This window comes from Stieleria mannarensis (genome assembly GCF_014154935.1).
GTDB classification, from domain to species: Bacteria; Planctomycetota; Planctomycetia; order Pirellulales; family Pirellulaceae; genus Stieleria; species Stieleria mannarensis.
In genome coordinates this window covers 1-24,130 of the sequence record NZ_JACEHH010000085.1, presented here as the reverse complement: position 1 = coordinate 24,130, position 24,130 = coordinate 1, and the positions used below count along the sequence as shown (strand labels likewise).

Sequence of the window (24,130 nt, the reverse complement as noted above, 5' to 3'; positions counted from 1 at the left end):
TTCACGCGTCCGGCCACGACGACAGCACGTGCCATCGCCGCTGACAGCCAATGTACTCGATCGGAATCGCCGAGGGAAATTCAGTGTCCCAATCTGCGGTCGGCACTTCGGGCGTCGGGTTTCTCGGTTCGTACTCGTACTCAGCAACGCGGTACTCGTACTCCTACTCGATCGACAGGCGTCGGTTTGTCTTCGTCGGCTGAGTCGACCGCGCACCTATCGAACGATGACAGCAAATGCGGATCCCAGGAAATTGAGGTCCGATGAATTCAGGTGGGGCGAATTCAGCCACAACGTTCTGCAGCGTGGGCGACCGGCATCGGTTTGTTTGCCACCCAATCGAGTACGAGTACCGGCTGACGCCTGAGTACGAGTACGATTCAATGCCAGAACGATGAATTCTTGGCAGTCGGACTGCCGACAATGGATCACACCCGATTTAGGTGGGGCGTGAGCTGGGAGAGCGATGCTGAGTGTAGTACCGTGGAGTGAAAATCCATTGTCCTGCATTGTTCTCCCCTCTGCCCGCTGGCTGAGAGGAGATTCGGGGTGACCGCGGGGCAGTCATGGGGAACAGCTGAGGACAGCGGTTCTACACTTTGCCCTCAGCCGGGCGGCTGGGGGGAAGTGGTGGGTGACCGCGGGGCGGTCACGAGGGAACAGCTGGGGACAGCGGTTCGACACTGGTTCGATCAGGGCTGTGGGGTGGGCGGTTGCTTGAGCAGGTGTTGCTGGGACTTGGGAATGCGGTCATAGCGGAGCTGGCCGCCGATCAGACGCATCAGCCGACGCGGGCCTTTTTCTGACGCGTCAAACAAGTAGTCCGATTTCGGTGCCGGAAACTCCGGAACCTGCGCATGGACGGCATCGAACAACGCTTTCAATCGACCGACGGTCTGCGGATTCGTCTCCGCAACGTCGTGCTGTTCACCGGGGTCTTGTTCCAGGTCAAACAGCATCATCGCTTTGGGGCCGTCGCCCCCGGTCAGCCCCGGGTGTTCGGTCGGCTTGGCTTGCTCAAACGGTGCCAATAACGTCACCCCGTCGGGCCCCCGTGGGTCGACCCAATGAGCCAGTTCTTCCTCGGACAAATTGCTGAATCGCAACGGCCCCGGGTTGCGGACGTGCAGCTTCCACTTGCCGGAGCGGACGGTGGCTAGCGACGTGCCTTGCATGCCGAAGATCGCCCGGTGCGGCGGTTCGCTGCTGGCGCCGGTCAACAGCGGCATCAGGTCCGTACCGTCGATCTCGCGGTCGCCCGGCAGATCAACGCCGGCCAATCCACAAACCGTCGGCAACACGTCGATGGTACCGGCGGGATCATCCGACACCAGCCCCGGTGGGATCACACCGGGCATTCGTGCGATCATCGGCACTCGCAAACCACCTTCCCACGTTTTGCCTTTCATCCCCCGCAAACCACCGGTCGAGCCGCCGTACCAGGGGCCGTTGTCGGAGGTGAAGATGACGAGCGTGTTCTCGCCGAGCGCCAATTCGTCAAGCGTCGCCAACAGCCGGCCGACGTCCGCATCCAATTCCGCAATGACGTCGGCATACAGGTCATCGGGCGTGTCGGGGGTGTAATAGTCATCCGACACCGCCAAAGGCTTGTGGGGCATCGCGTGCGGAAGATAAAGGAAGAAAGGACGGTCCTGGTGTCGCTTGACAAAATCGATCGCCCGATCGGTGTAGCGTCGGGTCAACGTGGCTTGAACGACGGGGTACTCCGCAACCGTTTCGTTTTCGACCAGTTGAACCGGGTACATGTCGTTGGAGTAAAGGATGCCAAAGTATTCGTCAAAACCTTGCGTCCGCGGCAACCACTGCGGTTTATGGCCGAGATGCCATTTACCAAACGCGGCGGTCGCGTATCCGGCGGACTTCAGCAATTCGGCGATCGTGATCTCTGACTGCGGTAATCCGAAGTTTGACGCGCCGGAGTCGGGGGACGGATTGCGCACCACGCTGTGGCGAAACGGATAGCGACCGGTCAGGATCGTGCCCCGCGAAGGAGCACAATAAGGGGTCGGGACGTAAAAGCTGGTCAGCTTCGCCCCCTGTGATGCCAAGCGATCCAGGTGGGGTGTTTCAAAGGGACACTCGGAGTTGAATGCTCCGACATCACCATACCCAAGATCGTCGGCAAAAATGACGACCACGTTGGGCGGTTGCTTGGAAAACGCTGCCGAAGCGAAAAAGGTGACCAGCAGCATCAGTGTCTTGCAAATACGTTGGATCGTCACTTGATGACTCATCAAAAGAGCGTTGGAACAGCGATTCACGAGGATTGCCAGATATCTTACTCTGTGCGGCTGCACTGCGTTTTCTCCCCGCGCTCCCTTGATTCAACCTCCCCACGCATGATCCTGATCGCGACCGACGAAGCCGGATACGGACCCAAGCTGGGGCCGCTTGTCGTCGCGGCCTCGGCGTGGAAGATCCCGATCCACACGACGGACCGGTCGGAGCTGCAACGGGCATTCGCGGCCGTCGCCGGCCCCGTGACGGTCGCCGGCCGGGGAATCGTCGTCGATGATTCCAAAGCGGTGTTCCAGCCCCAATCGGCCACCAAGAAATCCGGCGGCTACGGCAAACTGGAGTGTGTCGCGCTGGCCGGAACGCGGTGGTGTGGATTGGCCGACCAGCGTTTGGACATCGTCGGCGACTTGGCATCACAAGACCGGGACCGGATCAGCGCGGCACCGTGGCTGGCAGGGTTGATGAAACAATCGATCGATACGAAACAGGCGAGCCCGTTGATCGACGCGTGGCAGTCCGGCGGGGCGAGCCTGACGGGGCTGAAGGCACGTGTGGTCACGGCCGAAGCGTTCAATCAGGCATGCGCCGCCGGGGGCAACAAGTCAGATTTACTGTCGCAAACGACCCTGACGCTGGTGAAAGACGTGCTCGACGAACTGTCCGTTTCGTCCGGCGAACCCGTGGCCGTGTTCTGCGATCGACACGGCGGCCGTCGCTATTACGCCGGACCCTTGCAATCGGTGTTTGAAGGCACCTTGGTCCGGGTGAGCGCCGAATCGAAAACCGAGAGCAGCTACGCCGTGCCGTACCGCGGTGACGAGTTCACGGTCCGGTTCACCGTCAAAGGCGACTCGTTCACCCCGGTCGCGTTCTCGTCGATGGTCGCCAAGTACATCCGTGAAAAGGCGATGGAATCGTTGAATGCGTATTTTGCAAGTCTGTCGAGCGTTCCGTTGCGTCCCACGGCCGGCTACCCCGTCGACGCGGATCGGTTTTTGCACGACATCGGCCCGGTCATCAAGAAGCAGGGAATCGACTTGGCAACCCTGGTGCGTTCGCGATAGCCCTGCGGTAACGCCACCCGAGCTGGACAGAATTCCTTTGTGATCAATGCGAGCTCGAAACGCACGCGGAAGAGCAGCCTAGGCCGAAACAAATCGCCTGGAATAAACAACGAAGAAAACCCACGGATGGCAGCGCGTCCCCACGGATTCCAGGTCGCAGAACATCCGTGGGGACGCGCTGCTATCCGTGGGCAAATGAATCGCAACGGGCTGATTCCACGTCGGCTCTCTGCCGAATTATCGCTGCCGGAACCCCTTGCCCCGTTGCAGCGTCGCCCGCAGATGATCGCGGCACTCCGTGGCAAATTCAGCGACGTCCGCGGTCCGATAGTCGGGGTAGGTCCAGCGGTGGTGGATCCATTTCTTGGCGGTGTAGGTCAGCGTGATTTCACCGAACATCCCGTCGCGTAAATAAACGCGGTGGTCACGGTCCTTGGTCGTCGCCAGGACCAACTTGGCTTGGGTAATGTAGCCGGGGTCCAGGTTCAACGGACGCGGGTGGAACGCGTCTGGTCGGGCAAACTGCGATTCCAAAGAATTGGTCCAATGTTTCCAATCGGCCAGTTCCGCCGCGTCGCAGGGCTCGCCAAACGCGATCAGTTCTTTTTCCAAGTGATCGCCCATCGACGCGGCATAATACCCGCCGGCTTGGAACGGCAGGGGCGCGGACTGCACGACGATCTGGCCCCAGTCGTGTTCCAGACGCTCGATCGCCTGCCGCCGAACCGCCGGGTCGCAAGAGATCACCGCACAAAATCGGATCACCGGTTCAACGTACAACACCTCGGCCACAAGTCGTCTCTCGTCTAAAATCAATCGATCGATAGTCTCGACGTGTCGTCCTTCGCCGCGTCCACACCGAATTCCCAGAGCATAACAGAACCATGCATCCTTGGATCGCAGACCGCACGACGACCTTTGACGCCAGCGGCATTCGCAAAGTCTTTGATTTGGCGGCCAAGTTGAAGGATCCGGTCAATCTTTCGATCGGTCAACCGGACTTTGACGTCCCCGATTCGGTCCAGGATGCGGCGATCGAAGCGATCCGCGGCGGCAAAAACGCCTACTCGCCGACCCAGGGGATCGGGCCGCTGCGGCAGTCGCTGCAGCAGGAGATCGACACCCGTTATGGACACGCCGACCGCGACGTCTTTGTCAGCAGCGGGACCAGCGGCGGATTGATGCTGTCGATGCTGTCGATGATCAATCCGGGCGACGAAGTGATCTATCTGGACCCGTTCTTTGTGATGTATCCGGCGCTGTTGAAGATGTGTGGCGGGGTCGCGGTCCCGATCGATTCTTACCCCAGTTTTCAGCTCGATCCCGATGCGATCGCCGCGGCGGTGACGCCCAAGACCAAGATGATTCTGCTGAACAGCCCCGCCAATCCGACGGGCGTCACGGCGACGGCCGAGCAGCTGGAGGCGGTCGCGCGGTTGGCGGCGGAAAAAAACATCGCATTGGTGTCTGATGAGATCTATTCCCGGTTCCACTACGACGACGCTTTCGTTTCACCGGCCCAGTTCAATCCGGATACGATCGTGATCGATGGATTCAGCAAAAGTCACGCGATGACCGGTTGGCGTGTCGGCTATGTCCACGGGCCGCGTGAAGTGGTCGCGACGATGCTGAAGATCCAGCAGTACTCGTTCGTCTGCGCCCCCCAGCCGGCCCAGTGGGGCGCGTTGCGAGCGATGGAGGTGAATCTGCAGGGGCACATCGATGATTATCGCCGAAAACGTGATTTGATCTGCGACGGCCTAGCCGAACGATTCGAATTCACCCGCCCCGGCGGCGCGTTTTACCTGTTCCCCAAAGCCCCCGGTGACGCGGGCGGCGAGGCGTTTGTCCACAAGGCGATTGAGCGGGGGTTGCTGATCATTCCGGGGAACATTTTCAGCGATCGTGACAGCCATTTTCGCATCAGCTTCGCCGCCTCGGACGAAACCATTGCCAAGGGCGTCGCGATGCTGAATCAATTGGCCGAGGAGGCAGCAAGTTGAGACAAAACCCTCCTTGGAGCGGTCCTGCGGTTTTTACCGCTGCAATAACAGGAGTTTACGACTTCACCCTCCCTGGCAGGGAGGGTCGAGGGCGAGGGACGAGCCTGAGGGGAGGGTCGAACCGGGGATTGATGCGACCGGCGGATGAAAGCTTGTTCGGTAATTCACGGTTCGACCTCCCCTCGCTGCGCTCGACCCTCCTGCCAGGAGGGTGATTTCCAAAAACCGCACGACCTCTCCAGGGAGGGTCGAACGGTGAATCGCCGAACCGGCCACCGGTGCGACAGTCCCCTTCCGAGAATCCCTTCTCTCAACGAAACTAAACAAACTCCCCTTCACACCAGCCGGTCTCCCGAACCCCCCAACGAAACATCATGAAATATGTCATCGTAATCCCGGACGGATGCGCGGACGAACCGATCGAGGCTTTGGGGGGGAAAACACCGCTGCAAGCGGCCACGCTGCCGGCGATGGACCGGATCGCCGCGGCCGGAGCGTGTGCGCTCAGCAACAACACGCCGGCACACTTCCCGGCCGGCAGCGAAGTCGCCAATTTATGTCTGTTCGGCTACGACCCTGACCAATATTTCACCGGCCGCGCCCCGTTGGAAGCGGCTGCCGGCGGGATCACCCTGGGGCCTCATGATTTTGCCGTCCGCTGTAATTTGGTGACGATCCAAGACCAGGTGATGATCGATTTTACCGCCGATCACATCAGCACCGACGAGTCGCGGGAATTGCTGGCCGCCGCCGGCGAGGCGTTGCTGGGGGATGAGGGCGGACGTTTCGAATTCGTCCCCGGCGTCAGCTATCGGAACTTGTTGATCTACCGCGGCGACGCCGACACTCCGCCTCCGTTTTCCTCCGAGACGCGATCGACCGCGCCGCACGATCTGACGGACCTGTCGGTCACCGACGATTTCCCCCGCGGCCCGGGCAGCGATTTACTGGTCCGATTGATGAACCAGTCGGCCGACGTGTTCGCCGATCATCCGGTCAACCAAGCCCGCATCGCAGCCGGTAAACGTCCGGCAACCAACGTCTGGTTGTGGGGCTTGGGCGGCGCGCCGTCTATGCCGACTTTCGAAGAACGGTTCGGCGTGCGAGGCGTGATGATCACCGCCGTGGACCTGTTGCGCGGGATCGCGGCGCTGGCCGGATGGCCGCGGATCGAAGTCGAAGGGGCGACCGGGTACCTGGACACCGATTATGCGGCCAAAGGCGCCGCGGCGGTCAAGGCGCTGGACCAATACGATTTGGTTTGTGTGCATGTCGAAGCGCCCGATGAAGCCTCCCACGAGGGACGTCACGATGCAAAGATCGAAGCGCTCGAGCAAATCGACCGCCACATCGTCGGGCCGCTCGCCGAAGCGTTGGCCGGACACGGAGACCATCGGATTCTGGTCACCCCCGATCACCCGACGTTTTGCAGCACCAAAAAACACACCCACGGCATGGTCCCATTGGCCATGGCCGGAACGGGGATCGAGCCCGATTCACAAACAAGTTACGACGAAGTGGCCGCCGCAGCTTCGGGGCGTCGCTTCGACCACGGTTGGGACTTGATGGACGCGTTCATCCGTCGCTAGGCGGCGAAAAATAGGCGGATGGGCTGTCAGGTATCGTTGATGCCGAGATGACAGGCTGGAAGCCTATCCCACAACTTAGATCCGACAGATCATTTCACTGCAGATTGATTGACCACACCCATGTCTCTGATTGTTCAAAAGTTTGGCGGTACCAGCGTCGCCGATGTCGAAAAAATTCGCGCCGCGGCGCGCAAAGCCATTCGCGCCCAACGCCAAGGCCATCGCGTTGTGATGGTCGTCAGCGCGATGGGAAAGAACACCGACCGGTTGCTGGAATTGGCCAATGAGGTCGGTCCCAATCCGCCGGCCCGTGAAATGGACATGTTGCTCAGCACCGGTGAACAGGTCAGCGTCGCCCTGGTCGCGATGGCGATCAACGCGCTGGGCAGCGAGGCGGTCAGTTTGACCGGCGGCCAGATCGGGATGCAGACCGACAGCAGTTTCAGCAAAGCGCGGATCCGATCGATCTCGACCGAGCGCATCGAACGACTGTTGGACGAAGGCAAGATCGTTGTGGCCGCCGGATTCCAGGGGATCGACAACGATTTGAACATCACCACGCTCGGCCGCGGCGGCAGCGACACGACCGCCGTCGCACTGGCCGCAGTGTTGAAGGCCGACGCCTGTGAAATCTACACCGACGTGGACGGCGTCTACACGACCGACCCGCGGTTGTTGCCCGAGGCGCGGCGCGTGGATGTGATCAGCTATGACGAGATGTTGGAGTTGGCCAGTCTGGGGGCCAGCGTCATGCACAACCGCAGCATCGAGTTTGCCAAGAAGTTTGGCGTGCCGATTCATGTCCGCAGCAGTTTTTCCGACACCGAAGGCACGATGATCGTCACCGAACAGGAATCGGCGACGTCGCCGGTCAGCGGTGCGGCGATGACGCCCGACGAAGCCCGATTGACGATCCTGGGCGTGCCCGATGTTCCAGGAATGAGTTTAAAGATCTTTTCGGCGATTGCCGAGAAAAAGATCGCCGTGGACATGGTCGTGCAGAACATCGGCGACGGCGGCAAAGCCGACGTTTCGTTCACCGTCCGCCGTGATGACTTGCAAACGACGCTGTTGACGCTGGCCCCGGTGATCGACGTGATCGGCGCCGACGGGGTCACGCACGATGACAACGTCAGCAAGGTCTCCGTCGTCGGCGCCAACATGGCCGACCAGGCCGGGGTGGCCAGCGAGATGTTTCGCGCGCTCGCGGGTGCCGGCGTGAACATCCAGATGATCACCACCAGCGAAATCAAAATCAGCGCGCTGGTGCCGCGCGACCAAGCCTCCCAAGCCCTCCGCGCCGTCCACGAAGGATTCAAACTGCACGAGAAACCCGCCGATGCGAAATCGTGGAGCCAGATCAAGGCGGACCGCGAAGCAGGTGTGGAGGTCGAAACCCTGATCAGCCGACTCCGCGACGACGCGCTCGAAGCGCTGACGCTGACCGGGATCTCCGTGCTGGATCATCAAGCCCGAGTGACGTTGATGGGCGTCCCCGACCGACCGGGGATCGCCGCCGACATGTTTGAACGGATCGGTGCGGCCGGCATCTCCGTCGACATGATCGTCCAGGGTTATGACGGCGTGGACGGATCGACCAGCGTCAGCTTTACCGTGCCCCAAGACGCCTTGGAGGCGAGTCTGAAAGTTGCCAAAGAAATCGCGGCCTCGCACGGCATGCGCGGCGTGCAAGGTGTCGCCGAAATCGCCAAGGTCACCGTCAGCGGCATCGGACTGCGCAGCCACACCCACGTCGCAACGCTGCTGTTTGAATCCCTGGCCTCCGCGGACATCAACGTCGACATGATCAGCACCAGCGAATTGCAGGTCAACGCCGTGATCGACAGCAAGTCCGCTGACACCGCCAAACGGGGCTTGGAAAAAGTCTTCGCCGGATCGCTGGGCTAAGGGGACTCGGCTAAGGGGAAAGGCGGGAAGGCCGAATGATCTCAGCGATCGTTCTCCCCGACGCTCGCCGCGCTCGACCCTCCCTGCCGAGGTCGTGCGGTTTTTGGAAAACACCCTCCTGGCAGGAGGGGCGAGCGCAGCGAGGGGAGGTCGAACGGTGAATCGCCGGACAAACTTTCGTCCTCCGGCCACATTGAATCGCGGATCAACCCTCCCCGCGTCGTCGCAGACTCCTCCGCGACCCTCCCAGAGGGAGGGTTATTTCTTAACTTGCCGCGCATGGGGGTTGTCATTCCTGGCGGCGTAGGCCCGGCTCAATCCAGTGCCATCATTCTGCCCTGTAACATTCTGCCTTCTATCGTTTTGCCCCCATCGTTCTGCCCCCCCTCTCTCCTCTCACCCCGTCGCCAATGTCGCGGCAAGAAATGTTCCCGGCCGCTGATTCGCAGTGTTTCACAGAAACCCTGTTGAAAACCGGTGTTTTTGCGATCCGCACCCGGGAGCAACGATTGCATCGCGGCCGAGACTGAGAGATATTCCATTGTCATCGGAGCTCTCTGGGCCCGTTTCGCAGCCTTGCCCCCATCCATTGCCCTTGTGATGTCCGTTCACCCAACCAACGTCGCCAAACCCGGGACCAGCCATCAACGGCGGCCCAAGGTGTTGCTGTTGGTGGAAACGACGATGGCGTTCGGACGCGGCGTGTTGGAAGGGATCAGTCGCTACCGCATCGAAAAACAACCCTGGTCGGTGCAACTGGATTTGCGTGAATTGATGGCCGGTCCGCCGGCGTGGTTCCGATCATGGGACGGCGACGGCATCATCACGCGTGACACGACGCCGGAGATGATCGAGATCATTCGCGAGACCGGGATCCCGACGGTCAACCTGGGCGACATTCGCGACGACCAAACTCTGCCCTCGGTGATCAATGACCACGAAGCGATCGGACGACTTGCCGCGTCTCACTTGGCCGACAAAGGGATCGAGCACTTCGCCTTTGCCGGTTTCAGCGATCACCACTGGTCCAGCCAACGATTGACCGGATTCCTGGACGGGCTCGCCGAGCGCGGGATAGACGATCCCGACTTGGTCCACGTGCATCAATCCGATTGGTCATCGGCCAGCCAAGGCGGATGGCAGCGACAACAGGACCAGATCGTGGCCTGGGTCAAGAGTTTGCCGCGCCCCGTCGGCATCCTGGCCTGCAATGATTTCCGCGGGCAACACATCTTGGAGGCCTGTCAAACGGCCAAGGTGTCAGTCCCGGACGAGGTCGCGGTGTTGGGTGTCGACAACGATCACGTGTTGTGCGATTTTTGCGACCCGCCGCTGTCGAGCATCATTCCGGCGGCCGAACGGATCGGATACCAGGCCGCCGTGATGCTGGACCAAATGATGCGGAGACAAAAGCCCGAGAAACTGCACGTCCAGATCGCGCCGCTGGGGATCGCCGAACGGTTGAGCACCGATGTGATGGCGATCGATGATGAAGACGTCGCCGCTGCGATCCAGATGATCCGCTTCCGGGCTTGTGAGGGACTGACGGTTTCGGACATCTTGGCGGAGGTGCCGATCGCGCGGAGCAGTCTGGAACGCCGATTTCGTCAGTACCTGGGACGGTCGCCGCAGGCCGAGATCCGACGTGTGCAAATCAAACGCGCCTGCCAGTTGTTGCGCGACACCGAACTGAGTCTGGTCAAAATCTCACGGCTGACCGGGTTCAAGCATGCCGAATACTTTAGCGTCGTCTTCAAACGCGAAGTCAACCAGACGCCGGGGCGTTACCGAGATGCCAGTCGGGCGAAGGCGCGGAAACCGTTCGGTTGATCGCGAGCAGCGGTTGGGCCGGGGAGGGGCAAGACGATGGGGGCAAAACGATCGAAGGCAGAATGATGGGGCGACTGGCATTTGTCCGACACGACGCCGGATAAATGAAGTCTTGATGAAAAGCGGCTCGGATAGATCCTGAGGCGCAGGAGGTGCAGCAACGGCAGATGTAAATTGTCGCCTCAACCGGTTCGCCGCGCTGCTCGAATCACCAAGGTCATGACCACGCCGCCAAGTTCGGAATCGTTTCAAACCCCACATCAACCGTCGACAAAGAGTCATTCCCGATGGTCCAGCGATCCGACCGGTCCGCTGATCGATCAATTGGTGCAGTTGCGGGACAGGATGGATCATGTCGAGCGGATCTATGACCAGCAACTGCAACAGGTCGATCCTGGGCGACGGGCGAGTGCAAAGAATTTGTTGCAATATGTCACGCTGCGGCAACAGGATCTGAGATCGATCCAGCAAGAGCTGTCCAATCGCGGACTGTCGTCGTTGGGGCGTTGTGAAGCCAACGTTCGCACCGCTTTGAGTGCCGTCATCGAAGTTCTTCGTCGACTCGCGGGGCGAGAGCCGTTGCGTCCAGAAACGACGGAGGAGCTGGATTTCGAACAAAGCCGCCAGTTGGTCGAGCGATCGACGGCAGCGCTGTTTGGACTTCCTCCATCGCTAGGCGCGGCGCACATCATGGTGACCATGCCCAGCGAAGCCGCCGACGATCCGAACCTGATCCGTGACTTGGTCGCACAGGGGATGGACTGCATGCGTGTCAATTGTGCACATGACGACGCACAGGCCTGGAAGCGAATGATCAACAATCTGCGGCGAGCCTGTGAACAACAGGGACGGGCATGCAAGGTCCTGATGGATTTGGGGGGCCCAAAATTGCGGACCGGAAGAATCGAACCGGGACCACAAGTCCTGAAGTGGCGGCCGAACACGACGAACACGGTCGTCTGCTCCGCCCGGCGACCATCGGTTGCACGCTGCCGTCGGTTTTCGGTGACGTCAAACGCGGCGACCGCGTGCTGAGCGATATCTTGTGCCGAATGCGAGATCATCAAGTCAAGAAACGCCCGATGCTACGACGCTTGCGTTTGGCAGACGACTTCGTCACGCCCGCCGATGCCCCGGATCATTCTGCCTTGTCCCCCTGACCAAACAGATCTGGCAACACGATCGCTTGGTCGGCGTGTTGCAGTACGAATTCGGTGAGTGCCTCTTTCTGTTGGGCGACCGCCGCCTCGGCGGACTCGCCGACCCGGGTGTCGGCCACCGAGACGAACAGCTTGGCCACGTGCACCTGGATCTTCATCGCGGTTTGCAGCGTCACCCGAGTGGCATCGCCGTCGCTGGGTTCGGCTGTCAGAGTGGTTTGATAGTGCTTGATCTCACCTTGCTCGGCGACCGATTTGGTTTCGACGTGCATGCGATCGCGATCGATGTCGGCCTGTTGCCGCAGCGTCAATTCCTGGGCGTCGATGTGGGGATTGGTGAACCGCACCGTCAACATCCGGGTGGCATCGAGTTCGGTTTTCGAGCGACCGCGAAGCGCGTTCAGGATCGGCCGGTCTTCTTTGGACATGTCGACGTTCAACCCCTGGATACTTTGGCTGACCAGTTCCATCCCGCCGTGGGCGACGATCGCTCGGGTCGCGTTCTTGCGGACCATGATCTGCTTGAAGCGGTTGAACGGGATTTCCAATTCAAACGTGGTCGTCGCCGAGGCCTCCGAGAGGTGATCGACGCGGCGCAATTGTGTTGCCAACAAGCCGACGGCGACAACCAACAGCACGCCCAGAACCAACCAGAACTTTCCGAACCAGCGTTTCGACATCGGCAGTACATTTCCAGTGGGGGTGGAGCGGTCTTTCTCTTTCGGCCTGGCCTTGTTCGAGGACAGCTCGGCACCAGTTTAAAAGATCCCCTTCGATGATGGAGGTGTGCCATTGATGACGGCCCCAGAAATCTCAGCCGATTGCGACCGGCGGCGTGGATCGCCATCAGGCCCGCATCTGGGCTCGCAACGGCGCGATGATTTCTCGGGGAACAAACTTTGCCAACTGTTCGTCGTCATCGCTGACGCTGGCGATCTGTTTCAGCAGCGAACTGCTGACGTGCGAGAACCGCTCGTCAGCCATCAGAAACACCGTCTCGACGTCTTCGTCCAATTGGCGGTTGGCCATCATCATCGTGAATTCGCCCGCGATATCGGTCATAGGACGAATCCCGCGGACCATCAACCGTGAACCGAGCGAACGGACAAAGTCGACCGCCAGCCCCTCGAAGAACTCGACGCGGACGTTTTCGATGTCCTTGGTCACCGTGCAGACCAGCTCGCGACGTTGTTGGGGCGAGAACAACGATCCCTTTTCGGCGTTGATCCCGATCCCGATCACCAACGACTCGAACAATCGACTGGCGCGGTGGATGATGTGCAGGTGCCCCAAGGTGATCGGGTCAAAGGATCCGGTGTACACCGCGACCCGCCGCTCGTTTGATTCGTTCATGGGTGATGCCGGGGAAAAGCTATGACGCAACCGCGTTGACCAGACGCTCCAGGTCCGAGCTGTCATTGTACGCATGAATGCCGGCCCGGATGCCGCCTCCGCGGCAACTGACGACACAACCTTGTTCCAAGGCCCGATTGCGGACCGCCGCGGGGTCTTGCCCGGGCACCGTAAACGTGACGATCCCCGACCGGTGCGAACGCGTTTCGGGCATCTGGGATTCGATTCCGATCGCGCGCAGCCGGTCGTCCAATTCGCTGGCCAAGCCGATCACGCGGTCGCCGATCGCATCGGGGCCGTGCAGCTGGCCGACCGCGCGAAACAGATCGACGCTGGCCCCCAGTGCCGCCGCGGCGGACATGTTGGCCGATCCCGGCTCGAACCGCGCCGCGCTGTGGCGAAGTTCCAATTTCGGTTGGGCGTAATTGAAAGGGTTGCGAACACTATTCCATCCGACGCTGCGGCAACGCAGCCGTTCCAGGTGTCGCCGGCGGATCACCGCGACGCCAAATCCTTCCGGCCCCAACAGCCATTTGTGACCGTCGGCGGCCAGAAAATCGATGTCGATCTTTTGCAGATCTAATTCGAAGATGCCCAACCCTTGGATCGCGTCGACAAAGACCAGGATGCCGGCTTCGTGGGCCCGCCGAACGATCGATTCCAGATCGGCTCGAAACCCGCTGGCATAGCCCACCCAGGACAGCGCGATCAGGCGGGTCGAATCATCGACGTGCCGGAATAAATCGTCGACCTCCACCCGACCGTCGCGTCGCGGCACGACACGGACCGTCACACCGCGGTCGGCCTGGTTCTGCCAGGGATACAGATTGCTGGGAAATTCGCCTTCGGGAATCACCACCGTGTCGCCGTTTTGCCACGGCAACCCTTCGGCGACCAGATTGATCCCCGCCGAGGTGTTGGGGATGAAGCAGACTTCGTCGGGATCGGCGTGAAGCAGTTCGGCGAAACCGTGGCGGAGCGATTCGACCTGCCCCGCCCAACTGGGCCAGACCGTGTCGCCCTCGCGTTCTGCCTGGTCGGCGTAGTTTCGCAGCGCCGCCGCGGCGGGCATCGACAGTGGGCCGACGGCGGCGTGGTCCAAATACGCCCATTTTTCGGTGATGGGCATTTTTTTACGCCACCAACCCCAAGGATCAGAGCGCAAGAGCGGGTCAGAAGGTGGTTCAAACGGCGTGATCGGCATTTTTTTGGATCGTAAAAACGCCCCTGCAATCGGAATTTACCGAAAAATTGGCCCAATGAACGGCTCGAGTGGCTCTCGGTAAACTAGCGATATAGCGTAGGCTTGGGAAACATGTGCTCTGGCAACTATACTGCGGCCCTTTCCCGGCCGCGATACGAGCGTTACGTCTGGCCCTTCCCGCATTTCACATTCGTCCCGAGGTTCAATTGATGCCCAAGGCACTCTGTCTTTTTAGCCTTGTCGCGTCGATCTTGGTCGTCAGCCTGTTCATCGAAGACGCCGCGGCCAGTCTTGCTGGGCAATCCAGCCTGGCCGTATTGGGGGGGGCAAGTCTGATGATGGACCTCACCTTTGCGATCTTGGGCTGCGTGCTGGCCTATTTGAGTTGGTCGACGTATCGCGAGCAGCGATAGCTTTTTGATTCGATCTTGCGTCGGCCGCCGAGCCGGTGGGATGCTTGCGCGGTCGCTGAGGTGCCCCGTGGATCGGTCTGGACGTTTCCGGGCCCGTCACCGCGGAGGCAGCATTGATCCTTTAGCGCGTCGGTCAAGTGTTCCCATCCGAGTGAGTCCGATCCGCCGTGACGCAAATCGATCGTTACATTCTGGGGCTATTCTTCCGGACCTTCTTGGTCTGTTTCGCCTCGCTGTCGGGGATCTTCGTCGTTTTCCACGCGTTCCAGAACATGAACGATCTGGTGGAGTTGGCACAATCACGGGGCGTCAGCATTTCCCGGGTGATGTGGTACTACTACGGTCCCTACATGTTGTTGCTGTTCGATTGGACGGGGGCGATCATTGCGTTGATGACGCTGTTGTTCGTCGTCGGATGGTTACGGCGAACGGGCGAATTGACCGCGACGTTGGCCGCAGGCGTTTCCCACGGTCGGATTTTCCGCTGGATGATTTTTGCCGCCCTGGCGATCGTGCTGGTCCAGTTTGCCAGCCGTGAATTGTTGCTGCCGACGATGCGTGACGCGTTGTCGATGAAAAGCAAGGATTTGTCGGGCGACGCACCTCAGCCGATCCTGCCCAGTTACGACAAGATCAGCGGGATTTTGCTGGAAGGCCAGTCGATTCGGCCACGCAGCAAAGAGATCCAACATCCCAGTTTCCGGCTTGATGTGGATTACCCCGGATTCGGTGAAGCCCTGGTGTCGGTTTCGGCGCGATGGTTGCCAGCCGACGCGAATCACGGCGAAGGCTATTTGATGCAGCAGGTGATCACGCCGGTGGCGATCGACGACATCCCCTCGGCCGGCCGGGACCGCGGATTGGTGTTGATGACGGCGTACGATCAACCCTGGCTGGAGGCGGGGGAATGCTTCGTCGCCACCCCGGTCAACGCGGAAATCTTGCAAACCGACCAGTCTTCGACCCGCTTGTCCAGCAGTTTGCAGTTGTTTGATCGGCTGCGCAACCCCGCCGTCCACAACTCGATGGCGACTCGGGTGTTGTTGCATGAGCGGCTGATTCGGGTGCCGTTGGATTTTTCCCTGTTTCTGCTGGGGTTGCCGTTGGTGGTCAATCGTCGCGGTCGAAACCTGTTCATGATGATCGGGGCGGCCATCGGCACGGTGGTTTTGTTTTTCGCGCTCAAAACGGCCGGCAGCGCGATGGGGGGCGGGGGGTACCTGCTCTCACCGGCGATCGCGGCGTGGATGCCCTTTTTGGTGCTCGGCCCGATCGCCTATGTCCGGCTGCGTGAAGTCGAGACGGTATGACGCCGCAAGAGATTTCGGTCATCATCGCGGCGCTCAATGAAGCCGAGCGGATCGAAGCGGCGATCGAATCGGCGTGGGACAACGGTGCGGGAGAAGTCATCGTTTGTGACGGCGGCAGCGAGGACAACACGGCGCAATTGGCCCGGCAATCGGCGACCAGGGTCGTGGATGCCCCGCGTGGCCGCGGCAACCAGCTGGCGATCGGGGCCGCCGCCGCGACGCGGCCGATGTTGCTGTTCCTGCACGCCGACAACCGCTTGGGTGTCGGTTGTTTGGACTTGCTGTGCCGGTCGGTGAATGACTCGGCCGACCCACGGGCCTGTTGGGGGGGATTCCGTCAGCGGATTGACGCCGGGGATGCGATCTACCGTTGGCTGGAATGGGGCAATGCACTTCGCGTGCGATGGCGTGGAATGCCCTTCGGCGATCAGGCGATGTTCGTCGCCCGGCCGTTGTACGACGCTGTAGGAGGGTTCCAAATGCTCCCCTTGATGGAAGATGTCCGCCTGGCCCAGGCGTTGCGGCGGCGGTGTTGGCCGCTGTTGATCGATGGCCGGGTCCAGGTTGACCCGCGGCGTTGGAATTCGCGCGGCGTGGTCCGGCAGACCGCTCGAAACTGGGGCATCCAAATCGCTCACCGATTGGGCGTGTCGGAACATCGTTTGGCAAAATGGTATCGATGAGTCGTTGGGATGGGGGAAATCCGTGGCGATTTCAAGATTCAAATCGACGCAGCACCTTGCGGCCCGCGCCAGTGAATTTAGAATCGGTTGTCCGTCTGAGGGGAATGCGATTGATGCAGTGAGTGTTTGATCGGGACAAACACACAATCACGTTCCGCCGCTCAGATGACCCCTTGAGGTTATCGTTTTGCTTACAGAAGCCACCGTTGAAGAGATGTTCCGCAAGTTGATCACCGACCCCAATCGTGGGGAGAATGTCTTCGATGAAGCAGAAGATCTTTTGGACGAAGAACTCCGGCCGGAGAGCCCGTTGCGGCACCGATTGAGCCAGGAGTTAGAGGAATTGCGAGAGTTGGCCGAGAAAGCTTGATCACCTCTCCAATCGGAATCGCGGCTGCCGATGCCGCAACAAACGCAAGAAAGCCGCGACGGAAAGATTCCGCCGCGGCTTTTCTGTTGTCCCTTTCGCGTTTACCGGACGGGACCGTTTACCGGTTCAGCGTGATCCCGAAGGTTCCACCGACCATCAAGAAATCTTGGTCGTTGTCACCGCCTCTGAGGACCGAGTTGTCCAGGTCACCGCCTCGCCACAGACCGCGGGCGACATCGATCAGTTGGAAACCGGCCCGGACCGTGACCGCACGGCTGAGTTGGTAGCCGAGTTCTCCGCGGACATCGAACCCGAGGAAGAACTCTTCGTTGCGGGTGTAGACGCGGTCGGTTTCGTCGTACAGGATTCGAGTCACCTCGTCGCCTTGCGCGATCGTGTCGTCTCCGTCATAGACCACCGCTTCGGTGTGACGGTTGTTGAAACTGCTTTGGAAGTTTGCCCCCGAGAAGACTTTGAAGTCGGTCGCGAAGGTGAATCGATCGAAGAACTTGAAGTATCGGAATCCGATCTGTCCGGTGATCGCTTCGTTCTCGGTAAAGGCTTGATCGGTCGTCATCAACTCGGTTGCGGCACCGTAGGTGGTGACCAGGTTGGGACGCCCGGCCACGCCGTCGGCGATCTGGTCAGGGTCGTTGGAACTGATGAAGTTCTGGAAGACGTTCGTGTCTTCGATCCGGAACCAGCGGAATCCGACCATCGGCTCCAGGATCCCACCGTAATGGTAGGGCTCCAACCGCCACGTCTTGCTCAGCTCATAGCTGTCAAAATCGATCACGTTCTCGCTTTTCTTTTCATCGACAAAGCGATAGTTGAAACCACGGTTGTTGCCGATCCCCGGGATGGCTTCGAATCCGAACGGCGGTGCCGCGTTGGTGGCTTCCCCGTCGAGTTCATCCTCGTTGATCCGATTGCCGCGTTCCTTGCGGACGCTGAAGAACTCGCCGATGTCATTGTCGACCCAGCTGAACAACCAGCCTTTGTCCGTGTCGGGCATCATGAACCCGATCTCGTACCGATGGCCCCAGCCGCTGTCCATGCCCGACTCGAGCCCCTGGCTGTTGTTTTCCAGCTCGGGCCGTGAACCGTACAGGTTCAAGCGGTCATAGGTGGCGAACCAGCCCGTGTTGGCTCGCTTCTTTGGCTTCATATCCGCCAAGTCCATGTCGTAGATCGGCTCGAACCAACGGAAGTCGGGATCGAACTGAAACGGATCCGCCACGGGGACGTGCTCCTGAGCCTGGGCTGAGGCCATACCACAGAGCAGTACTAGGGATCCAAAAATTCTAGCCGTCAGCTTCCGTACCGACATCGCTGTTCCACCGTCTAATAGTAGTCGTCCGTAGTAGCCGCGGAAAACTGCCTGCAATTTCCTCTCGCGGCCCGCGTTGGGGTGCATTGACCGAATCGTTTTGTCTCTTGACACAAAAATTCGGTCGTGACGGTCTTATCGGACAGGCCGACGTCCAGGGCTTAGTCCGATTACCGCGAGAAGTCGCAAAAGTCCGAGAATCTTGAATACCGGTACAGTTTCACCGACCGACTTCTTCTCCACCCTACTTTTTCCCCAACGCACGTTTGCTAGCGAAAAACTCGGTCAGCACTCGACCGCAGGGTTCGGCCTTGATTCCCGCGACGACCTCGGCCTGATGGTTTAGCCGGTCGTCGCCGAGCAGCCGGAACAGGCTGGTCACCGCCCCGGCCTTGGGGTCGCTGGCGCCGAAGACCACCCGCGGGACCCGAGCTTGCAGAATCGCCCCGGCACACATCGGACACGGTTCCAATGTCACGTACAGCGTCGTGTTTTCCAACCGCCAGTCGCCGATCGCGGCGGCTGCTTGCGTGATCGCGATCATCTCCGCATGGGCGGTGGGATCCTTCAGCATTTGCCGCTGGTTGGACGCGGCGGCGATGATCTGGTGGTCACGGATGACCAACGCACCGACAGGCACCTCGTCCTGTTCCACCGCCTGGTAGGCCAGTTCCAACGCCCGGCCCATGAAGTGTTCGTCGATCTGCTGTTGATCCATCACAAACGTGCTTACTCCGCCGACGCGATTTCCGAGCGATGCAGACGCCGCAGTTGGATGTTGCGGATTTGCGAGTCGCATTCAAAGTTCGCGATTCCCAACGGCGTGCAAGGGTCCATTTCAAATCGGATGTCAAACTCGTGATCCTTGCGGGGGTGGCTGAACAATTCGGTGCCGTCGACCCAGACCGTGATCTTTGTGGTTTCCACGCGAACGCGGGCGCTGTACCACCGTTTGTCTTCATAATTCATGAACATCGTGGTCTCGTTGTCGCTGGCGTCACGCCCGTCGATGCTGCTGATTCCGGTGATCCCGCCGCCCCAGCCGCCCATCACCAGACTGACGTATTGGTCCGCGATGGGGAACGTGAACGCGCACAGAAAGTCGTAACCGGAATCGCGTCGGCATTCCCAGCGGAGTTCATAGTTGTCCCGCGGCAACGGCTTGGCAGTTTTCGAGCTCTGTTTGCCGCTGGTCTTGTCGGGCGAATCGCCATCAAAGGGGCCCGTCCAAACCACACCGGTCAGCGGGTCGCCGTGTTCCATCCGGATCACGCCATCCTTGATCGTCACGTCACCTTCGCCACCAAATTGACAGGCTTTCCAGTGACCGGCGAGGGGCTGCCAAGGCGTCTTGGCGGATTTGTCGTCCGCGTTTTTTTCGGCGGTGTTTTTTTCCGTGGTTGCGTTTTGTGTGGCAGAGTTCTTTACCTCCGCGTCGGCTTGCCCGGCCGTGGCTTGCTGCGATGACACGGCGGTTGCTACAACCGCCACCGCGACCAGTACGGCCAGCCTTGTTCGGGCAAGGGTGTTCGTGCGGCCGCGGGTGAGGGTTTGCTGGAGACGCTGCACGGTGGTGTCCTCTTGCCTGGAGATCAATAGATTCACGATTCAGTTTCTGTACGAGCAGTTCTGTACGACCAGACGTCATCCGGCCCACCGCCGGTGGACCCAACCTTGTTGCTTGTTTCATGCGTCCAATCACCGGCATCACCATACTCGGCTTTCGCCTTGGCGTCATCGCTTTGGCCGTCTATTGGAGCGCACTTTTTCTGGGAACGCACCTGCCCGCGGGGATCGATGTGGGGCCCCAGGTCAGCGACAAACTGAAGCATTTTGGCGGCTATTTCGGGTTGGCGCTGCTGTGTTGCTACGTGACACAATCCCCGGCGAACGATCCACGCCGATCGGCCTGGCGTTTCCTTGGCCTGATCGTGGTCTTGACGGCCTACGCCAGCATCGACGAACTGACCCAGGCGTTTTCGCCGGGGCGTCATCCGGACGTGCTCGATGCGCTGGCGGACTTGGCGGGGATCTTGACGGCGGTGGGGCTGTACGTGGTCGCACGTCAGATCGTGCGTAGACTCTCTTCGCCCCCGGATTCCAAAGAGGCGGATTCCAAAGAGGCGGATTCCAAAGAGGCGGATGCCAACGAGTTTGTTTCCAGCGAGGCGGTCGACGTTTGAGCCGCCCCTTCGCGTCGGCCTGAGAACGTGCACACCTCTTCGTCCTGCTCCTCGACGGATTTTAATTTCAACTTGGCGATGCGTTGACGCAGTAGCCGCGTGTGTTTTTCCATCTCGGCCAGTTCTTTCTCCAGCTTTTCGATCCGTCTTTCGTCGCTGACGCGTAGGATCCGCTCCGTCAGGTCGAACAGGATCAACACCCGCAATGCCTTGATCGCCGTGCCCCGCAATCGATACGCGCGGGCCAGATTAGAGATCTGTTGGATCCGCATCAAATCGGCCAACCGAGTCGCCTTGGCCAAACTCAATGTCCGCAAGAACGAAACCAACGGCAACAAGATGATGGCCAAATCGATCCAGTGCTCTTTGCAATACTCCAATTTCTTCTCGGCGATCGACACCATCAAGATAAACTCGGCGGCGAACGCGAACCAAATCACCCCCGTGCCGCCGTGCAGCAGGATGCGGAGCCAGCGATAGGCGGCGACTTGGTCCTTTAAAAAGAACTCGATGATCAGGATCGGCATGATCAATAGCGCGATCACCATCATCGGAACGCTGAAATGACGTTCCAGTTGACGCTGCAACCGTCGACCTCCACGCCGCCATCCCAGCCCCGGTAACCAAATCCGACCGTGCATCTCGGGGCTGCGGGCGCACATGCGAAGCGCCGGACAGAGGCAAAACAAGACGCTGTGCAAGTGATGCCGCAAACTCGCGCGATCCCACGGTCGCGTCACCCAGTGCACGATCGCTTCGCCGATCACGACACACCAAATCACCAGCATCGTCACCAACACGCCGCCCTCGAGCCCATACGGCGCGACCAAGGCCGTCTCGGCCGCTTCCAAACTCTCCGCGTCGATCACCTGTTCGGCACGCTCCTGCAACCCCGGCACATCGACCCAGATCACCACCAGCACGGCCAAACAGACCAGAAAGATCATCGCCAGCGAGAACATCAACACCTCGTTGCGGCCGGCGAACCACCGCAACCACAATCGGGTATCGAAACGTTTTCTCATCTCGAAACTCGCGGGAATGTGGTGGAAGAGGTCGGGGCGTCGATCCGCACAGGACCGCTCGGGCTGCGGAGGGATTATAGAGAAAACGCCCCGGGGCAGTGACGAGCATCCCGACAACCGCTACGAACGTAGGCCACGCATGGGACCGCAGGGGGCGCTACGGTGTGCCGGATTTTCCATACATCGGTCGAATTCGTACAATCGAGTCCTCCGGTGACTCCTCCGGTGACCGAAATCGGCCCCACAGCCGGGGAACAGGCGTCAGCCAATGCGCAGCGGGTGAGAACGCCCCCCAGCGGCATCAAAATGAACAAGGATCTCTCCCAGGCCAGGGTGGCTCGAGCGCAGCGAGGGGAGGGGCGATCGGCGGTGTGCGAGTGCATTCGAGCCACAGGCAACCCTCCCCGCGTCGTCGCACACTCCTCCGCGACCCTCCCCATGGGAGGGTGAATTTGACTCAGCGATGAATCGCTCGCTTAACTTGATGCATATGGGATCGAGCGCAGCGACGGGAGGCCCGATCCACTCCCCAACTCCCAGCTCCCAACTCCCAGCTCCCAACTCCCAGCTCCCAACTCCCAACTCCCAACTCCCAACTCCCCATGCCATCGCAACCCGAATCGTCGGAAGAGGCCACGCCGCTGACGTCCCAGTCACCTTGCATCGACCACTGCGCGATCGACGCGTCGCAAACCTGCCTGGGTTGCTTTCGAACCCTGGACGAAATCGCCCGCTGGTCGCTGATGACCGACGAAGAACGGCGAGAAACCAACCGACGATGCCGTCAACGGCGCGGGCAAACCTGAATTGCGCCCGACCGCCCCCCCGAACATCGCCACCGCCGAATCGCTCATTGACAATTCAGGACTTTCCGCCGACAGTTAGGGGCTCCGTTTTCAGCATTCCTCCGTTTCCCCCACCCCACTCATGACCGATGCCGACTCGTCCGCTCCGCGGACTTTGCTAGACAAAATCTGGGACCAACACGTCGTCCACCAACCGGAATCCGGCCCCGCGATTTTGTACATCGATCTGCACCTGGTCCACGAAGTCACCAGCCCCCAGGCCTTTGAAGGGCTGCGGATCAATGGCCGCAAGGTGCGTCGGCCGGAGCGAACGCTGGCCACCCCGGACCACAACGTCCCGACCAGCGACCGATCGCTGCCGATCGCCGACCCGATCAGCCGCAAACAGATCGAAACCCTGCGCAGCAACTGTGCCGAATTCGGCGTCCAGCTGTTCGACATCGGCGACGTCCGCCAAGGCATCGTGCACGTGATCGGCCCCGAAAACGGCTACACCCAACCGGGCATGACGATCGTCTGTGGCGACAGCCACACCGCCACCCACGGCGCCTTCGGTGCGTTGGCCTTCGGGATCGGAACCAGCGAGGTCGAACACGTCTTGGCGACGCAAACCCTGCTGCAGTTCAAACCCAAGACGTTCGAATTGCGCGTCGACGGCCAGTTACCCAAAGGCGTCACGGCCAAAGACATGATCCTGTACCTGATCGGCAAGATCGGCACCGCGGGCGGTACCGGCTATGTGCTCGAATACACCGGCGACTGCGTGACGAACCTGACGATGGAAGAACGCATGACGGTCTGCAACATGTCGATCGAAGCCGGTGCTCGGGCCGGGATGATCGCCCCCGACCAAACCACGTTCGACTACCTGAAAGGCTTGCCGGAATCGCCCGCCGATTTCGACGCCGCCGTCGCCCGTTGGAAGGAGCTCTCCACCGATCCCGGCGCGACCTACGACAAGTCGCTGCACTTTGATGGTGCCGACATCCAACCCCAGGTCACATGGGGAACCAACCCCGGCCAAGTGATCAGCGTCAAAGACAAAACGCCCGACCCGGCCGACTTCAGCGATCCGACCGACCAGAAAACGACCCGCGACGCACTGGCCTACATGGGGCTGGATGCCAAAACCGCGATGGAAGACGTCGCGATCGATCGCGTCTTTATCGGCTCTTGCACCAACGCCCGCATCGAAGACCTGCGGGCGGCCGCCGAAGTCATCAAGGGCTACCGCGTCAGCGACAAGGTCAACGCGATGGTCGTGCCCGGAAGCGGCAAAGTCAAAGTCCACGCCGAACGCGAAGGGCTGGACAAGATCTTCCGCGAGGCCGGATTCGATTGGCGCGAAGCCGGGTGCAGCATGTGCCTGGCCATGAACCCCGACAAATTGGCCCCGGGCGAACGCTGTGCCAGCACCAGCAACCGCAACTTCGAAGGCCGCCAAGGCAAGGGCGGGCGGACGCACCTGGTCAGCCCCGCGATGGCCGCCGCGGCGGCCATCCAAGGCCACTTCGTCGACATCCGCAACTGGGACTACAAGCACTAGTGGGATAGGCTTCCAGCCTGTCATTCCACGTGGGATAAGCTTCCAGCCTGTCATTCCACGTGGGATAAGCTTCCAGCCTGGGCGCGGAAAAGAG

The 24,130-nt window shown here is 60.4% G+C and carries 22 protein-coding genes; 13 read left to right on the top strand and 9 right to left on the bottom strand.

All coding sequences use genetic code 11. The features are described from left to right. Positions 1-692 precede the first annotated feature (692 nt). Positions 693-2,255, bottom strand: a complete 1,563-nt coding sequence (locus tag H1B37_RS31435) for a sulfatase family protein (protein WP_182871251.1) — start codon at positions 2,253-2,255, stop codon at positions 693-695. Positions 2,256-2,360: 105 nt separating this feature from the next. Between H1B37_RS31435 and H1B37_RS31430 the strand changes: the two genes are divergently transcribed. Continuing rightward, the gene (locus H1B37_RS31430) at positions 2,361-3,323 is read left to right on the top strand and encodes a hypothetical protein (protein ID WP_182871250.1); all 963 of its coding nucleotides are present in this window, start codon (positions 2,361-2,363) and stop codon (positions 3,321-3,323) included. Positions 3,324-3,560: 237 nt separating this feature from the next. Here H1B37_RS31430 and H1B37_RS31425 read toward each other — a convergent pair whose 3' ends face one another. Next, positions 3,561-4,088, bottom strand: a complete 528-nt coding sequence (locus tag H1B37_RS31425) for a DUF4416 family protein (protein ID WP_353620966.1) — start codon at positions 4,086-4,088, stop codon at positions 3,561-3,563. Positions 4,089-4,207: 119 nt separating this feature from the next. Between H1B37_RS31425 and H1B37_RS31420 the strand changes: the two genes are divergently transcribed. From H1B37_RS31420 to H1B37_RS31400, 5 genes are all read left to right on the top strand, one after another. Continuing rightward, complete coding sequence (locus H1B37_RS31420) at positions 4,208-5,326, top strand: pyridoxal phosphate-dependent aminotransferase (protein ID WP_182871249.1); 1,119 nt, start codon at positions 4,208-4,210, stop codon at positions 5,324-5,326. Between the two features lie 374 nt (positions 5,327-5,700). After that, entirely contained in the window at positions 5,701-6,915 is a 1,215-nt protein-coding gene (locus H1B37_RS31415) for a cofactor-independent phosphoglycerate mutase (protein ID WP_182871248.1), read from the top strand. 120 nt (positions 6,916-7,035) lie between these two features. Next, positions 7,036-8,823 carry an aspartate kinase gene (locus tag H1B37_RS31410; protein ID WP_182871247.1) on the top strand — a complete coding sequence of 596 codons (1,788 nt, stop codon included), beginning with the start codon at positions 7,036-7,038 and terminating at the stop codon, positions 8,821-8,823. A 600-nt stretch (positions 8,824-9,423) separates the two neighbouring features. Beyond that, on the top strand, positions 9,424-10,653 hold the full coding sequence (locus H1B37_RS31405; RefSeq protein ID WP_182871246.1) for a XylR family transcriptional regulator: 1,230 nt from the start codon (positions 9,424-9,426) through the stop codon (positions 10,651-10,653). 219 nt (positions 10,654-10,872) lie between these two features. Beyond that, entirely contained in the window at positions 10,873-11,688 is an 816-nt protein-coding gene (locus H1B37_RS31400) for a pyruvate kinase (protein WP_182871245.1), read from the top strand. A 103-nt stretch (positions 11,689-11,791) separates the two neighbouring features. On the opposite strand, the gene H1B37_RS31395 is transcribed toward H1B37_RS31400, so the two are convergent. From H1B37_RS31395 to H1B37_RS31385, 3 genes are all read right to left on the bottom strand, one after another. Continuing rightward, positions 11,792-12,493, bottom strand: a complete 702-nt coding sequence (locus tag H1B37_RS31395; RefSeq protein ID WP_182871244.1) for a hypothetical protein — start codon at positions 12,491-12,493, stop codon at positions 11,792-11,794. Between the two features lie 166 nt (positions 12,494-12,659). Next, the gene (gene coaD / locus H1B37_RS31390; RefSeq protein WP_182871243.1) at positions 12,660-13,166 is read right to left on the bottom strand and encodes a pantetheine-phosphate adenylyltransferase; all 507 of its coding nucleotides are present in this window, start codon (positions 13,164-13,166) and stop codon (positions 12,660-12,662) included. Positions 13,167-13,185: 19 nt separating this feature from the next. Next, positions 13,186-14,295: an aminotransferase class V-fold PLP-dependent enzyme gene (locus H1B37_RS31385; protein ID WP_182871242.1), complete on the bottom strand. Its 1,110-nt coding sequence runs from the start codon at positions 14,293-14,295 to the stop codon at positions 13,186-13,188. 284 nt (positions 14,296-14,579) lie between these two features. On the opposite strand from H1B37_RS31385, the gene H1B37_RS31380 reads away from it, so the two are divergent. From H1B37_RS31380 to H1B37_RS31365, 4 genes are all read left to right on the top strand, one after another. Further along, positions 14,580-14,783 carry a hypothetical protein gene (locus tag H1B37_RS31380; protein WP_182871241.1) on the top strand — a complete coding sequence of 68 codons (204 nt, stop codon included), beginning with the start codon at positions 14,580-14,582 and terminating at the stop codon, positions 14,781-14,783. A 167-nt stretch (positions 14,784-14,950) separates the two neighbouring features. Next, positions 14,951-16,093, top strand: coding sequence for an LptF/LptG family permease (locus tag H1B37_RS31375; RefSeq protein WP_182871240.1), 1,143 nt, complete (start codon positions 14,951-14,953; stop codon positions 16,091-16,093). Continuing rightward, entirely contained in the window at positions 16,090-16,776 is a 687-nt protein-coding gene (locus H1B37_RS31370) for a TIGR04283 family arsenosugar biosynthesis glycosyltransferase (RefSeq protein WP_182871239.1), read from the top strand. Before H1B37_RS31375 ends, H1B37_RS31370 begins: the two co-directional genes overlap by 4 nt. A gap of 187 nt (positions 16,777-16,963) precedes the next feature. Then, positions 16,964-17,146 carry a hypothetical protein gene (locus H1B37_RS31365; RefSeq protein ID WP_147867645.1) on the top strand — a complete coding sequence of 61 codons (183 nt, stop codon included), beginning with the start codon at positions 16,964-16,966 and terminating at the stop codon, positions 17,144-17,146. 118 nt (positions 17,147-17,264) lie between these two features. Here H1B37_RS31365 and H1B37_RS31360 read toward each other — a convergent pair whose 3' ends face one another. The 3 genes from H1B37_RS31360 to H1B37_RS31350 all read right to left on the bottom strand — a co-directional run bounded on the left by H1B37_RS31360 (position 17,265) and on the right by H1B37_RS31350 (position 20,081). Further along, the gene (locus tag H1B37_RS31360) at positions 17,265-18,386 is read right to left on the bottom strand and encodes a hypothetical protein (RefSeq protein ID WP_182871238.1); all 1,122 of its coding nucleotides are present in this window, start codon (positions 18,384-18,386) and stop codon (positions 17,265-17,267) included. A 334-nt stretch (positions 18,387-18,720) separates the two neighbouring features. Next, positions 18,721-19,194, bottom strand: coding sequence for a tRNA adenosine(34) deaminase TadA (gene tadA / locus H1B37_RS31355; RefSeq protein WP_182871237.1), 474 nt, complete (start codon positions 19,192-19,194; stop codon positions 18,721-18,723). Between the two features lie 11 nt (positions 19,195-19,205). Continuing rightward, the gene (locus H1B37_RS31350; RefSeq protein ID WP_182871236.1) at positions 19,206-20,081 is read right to left on the bottom strand and encodes a 3-keto-alpha-glucoside-1,2-lyase-like domain-containing protein; all 876 of its coding nucleotides are present in this window, start codon (positions 20,079-20,081) and stop codon (positions 19,206-19,208) included. 83 nt (positions 20,082-20,164) lie between these two features. Between H1B37_RS31350 and H1B37_RS31345 the strand changes: the two genes are divergently transcribed. After that, the gene (locus H1B37_RS31345; protein ID WP_182871235.1) at positions 20,165-20,659 is read left to right on the top strand and encodes a VanZ family protein; all 495 of its coding nucleotides are present in this window, start codon (positions 20,165-20,167) and stop codon (positions 20,657-20,659) included. Here the strand turns inward: H1B37_RS31345 and H1B37_RS31340 are convergent. Next, on the bottom strand, positions 20,542-21,684 hold the full coding sequence (locus H1B37_RS31340) for a potassium channel protein (RefSeq protein WP_182871234.1): 1,143 nt from the start codon (positions 21,682-21,684) through the stop codon (positions 20,542-20,544). The genes H1B37_RS31345 and H1B37_RS31340 overlap by 118 nt on opposite strands. A gap of 602 nt (positions 21,685-22,286) precedes the next feature. On the opposite strand from H1B37_RS31340, the gene H1B37_RS31335 reads away from it, so the two are divergent. Together H1B37_RS31335 and leuC are read left to right on the top strand one after the other, a co-directional pair. Further along, on the top strand, positions 22,287-22,490 hold the full coding sequence (locus H1B37_RS31335) for a DUF1289 domain-containing protein (protein WP_182871233.1): 204 nt from the start codon (positions 22,287-22,289) through the stop codon (positions 22,488-22,490). A gap of 121 nt (positions 22,491-22,611) precedes the next feature. Continuing rightward, on the top strand, positions 22,612-24,036 hold the full coding sequence (gene leuC, locus H1B37_RS31330) for a 3-isopropylmalate dehydratase large subunit (protein WP_182871232.1): 1,425 nt from the start codon (positions 22,612-22,614) through the stop codon (positions 24,034-24,036). Positions 24,037-24,130: the final 94 nt, after the last annotated feature.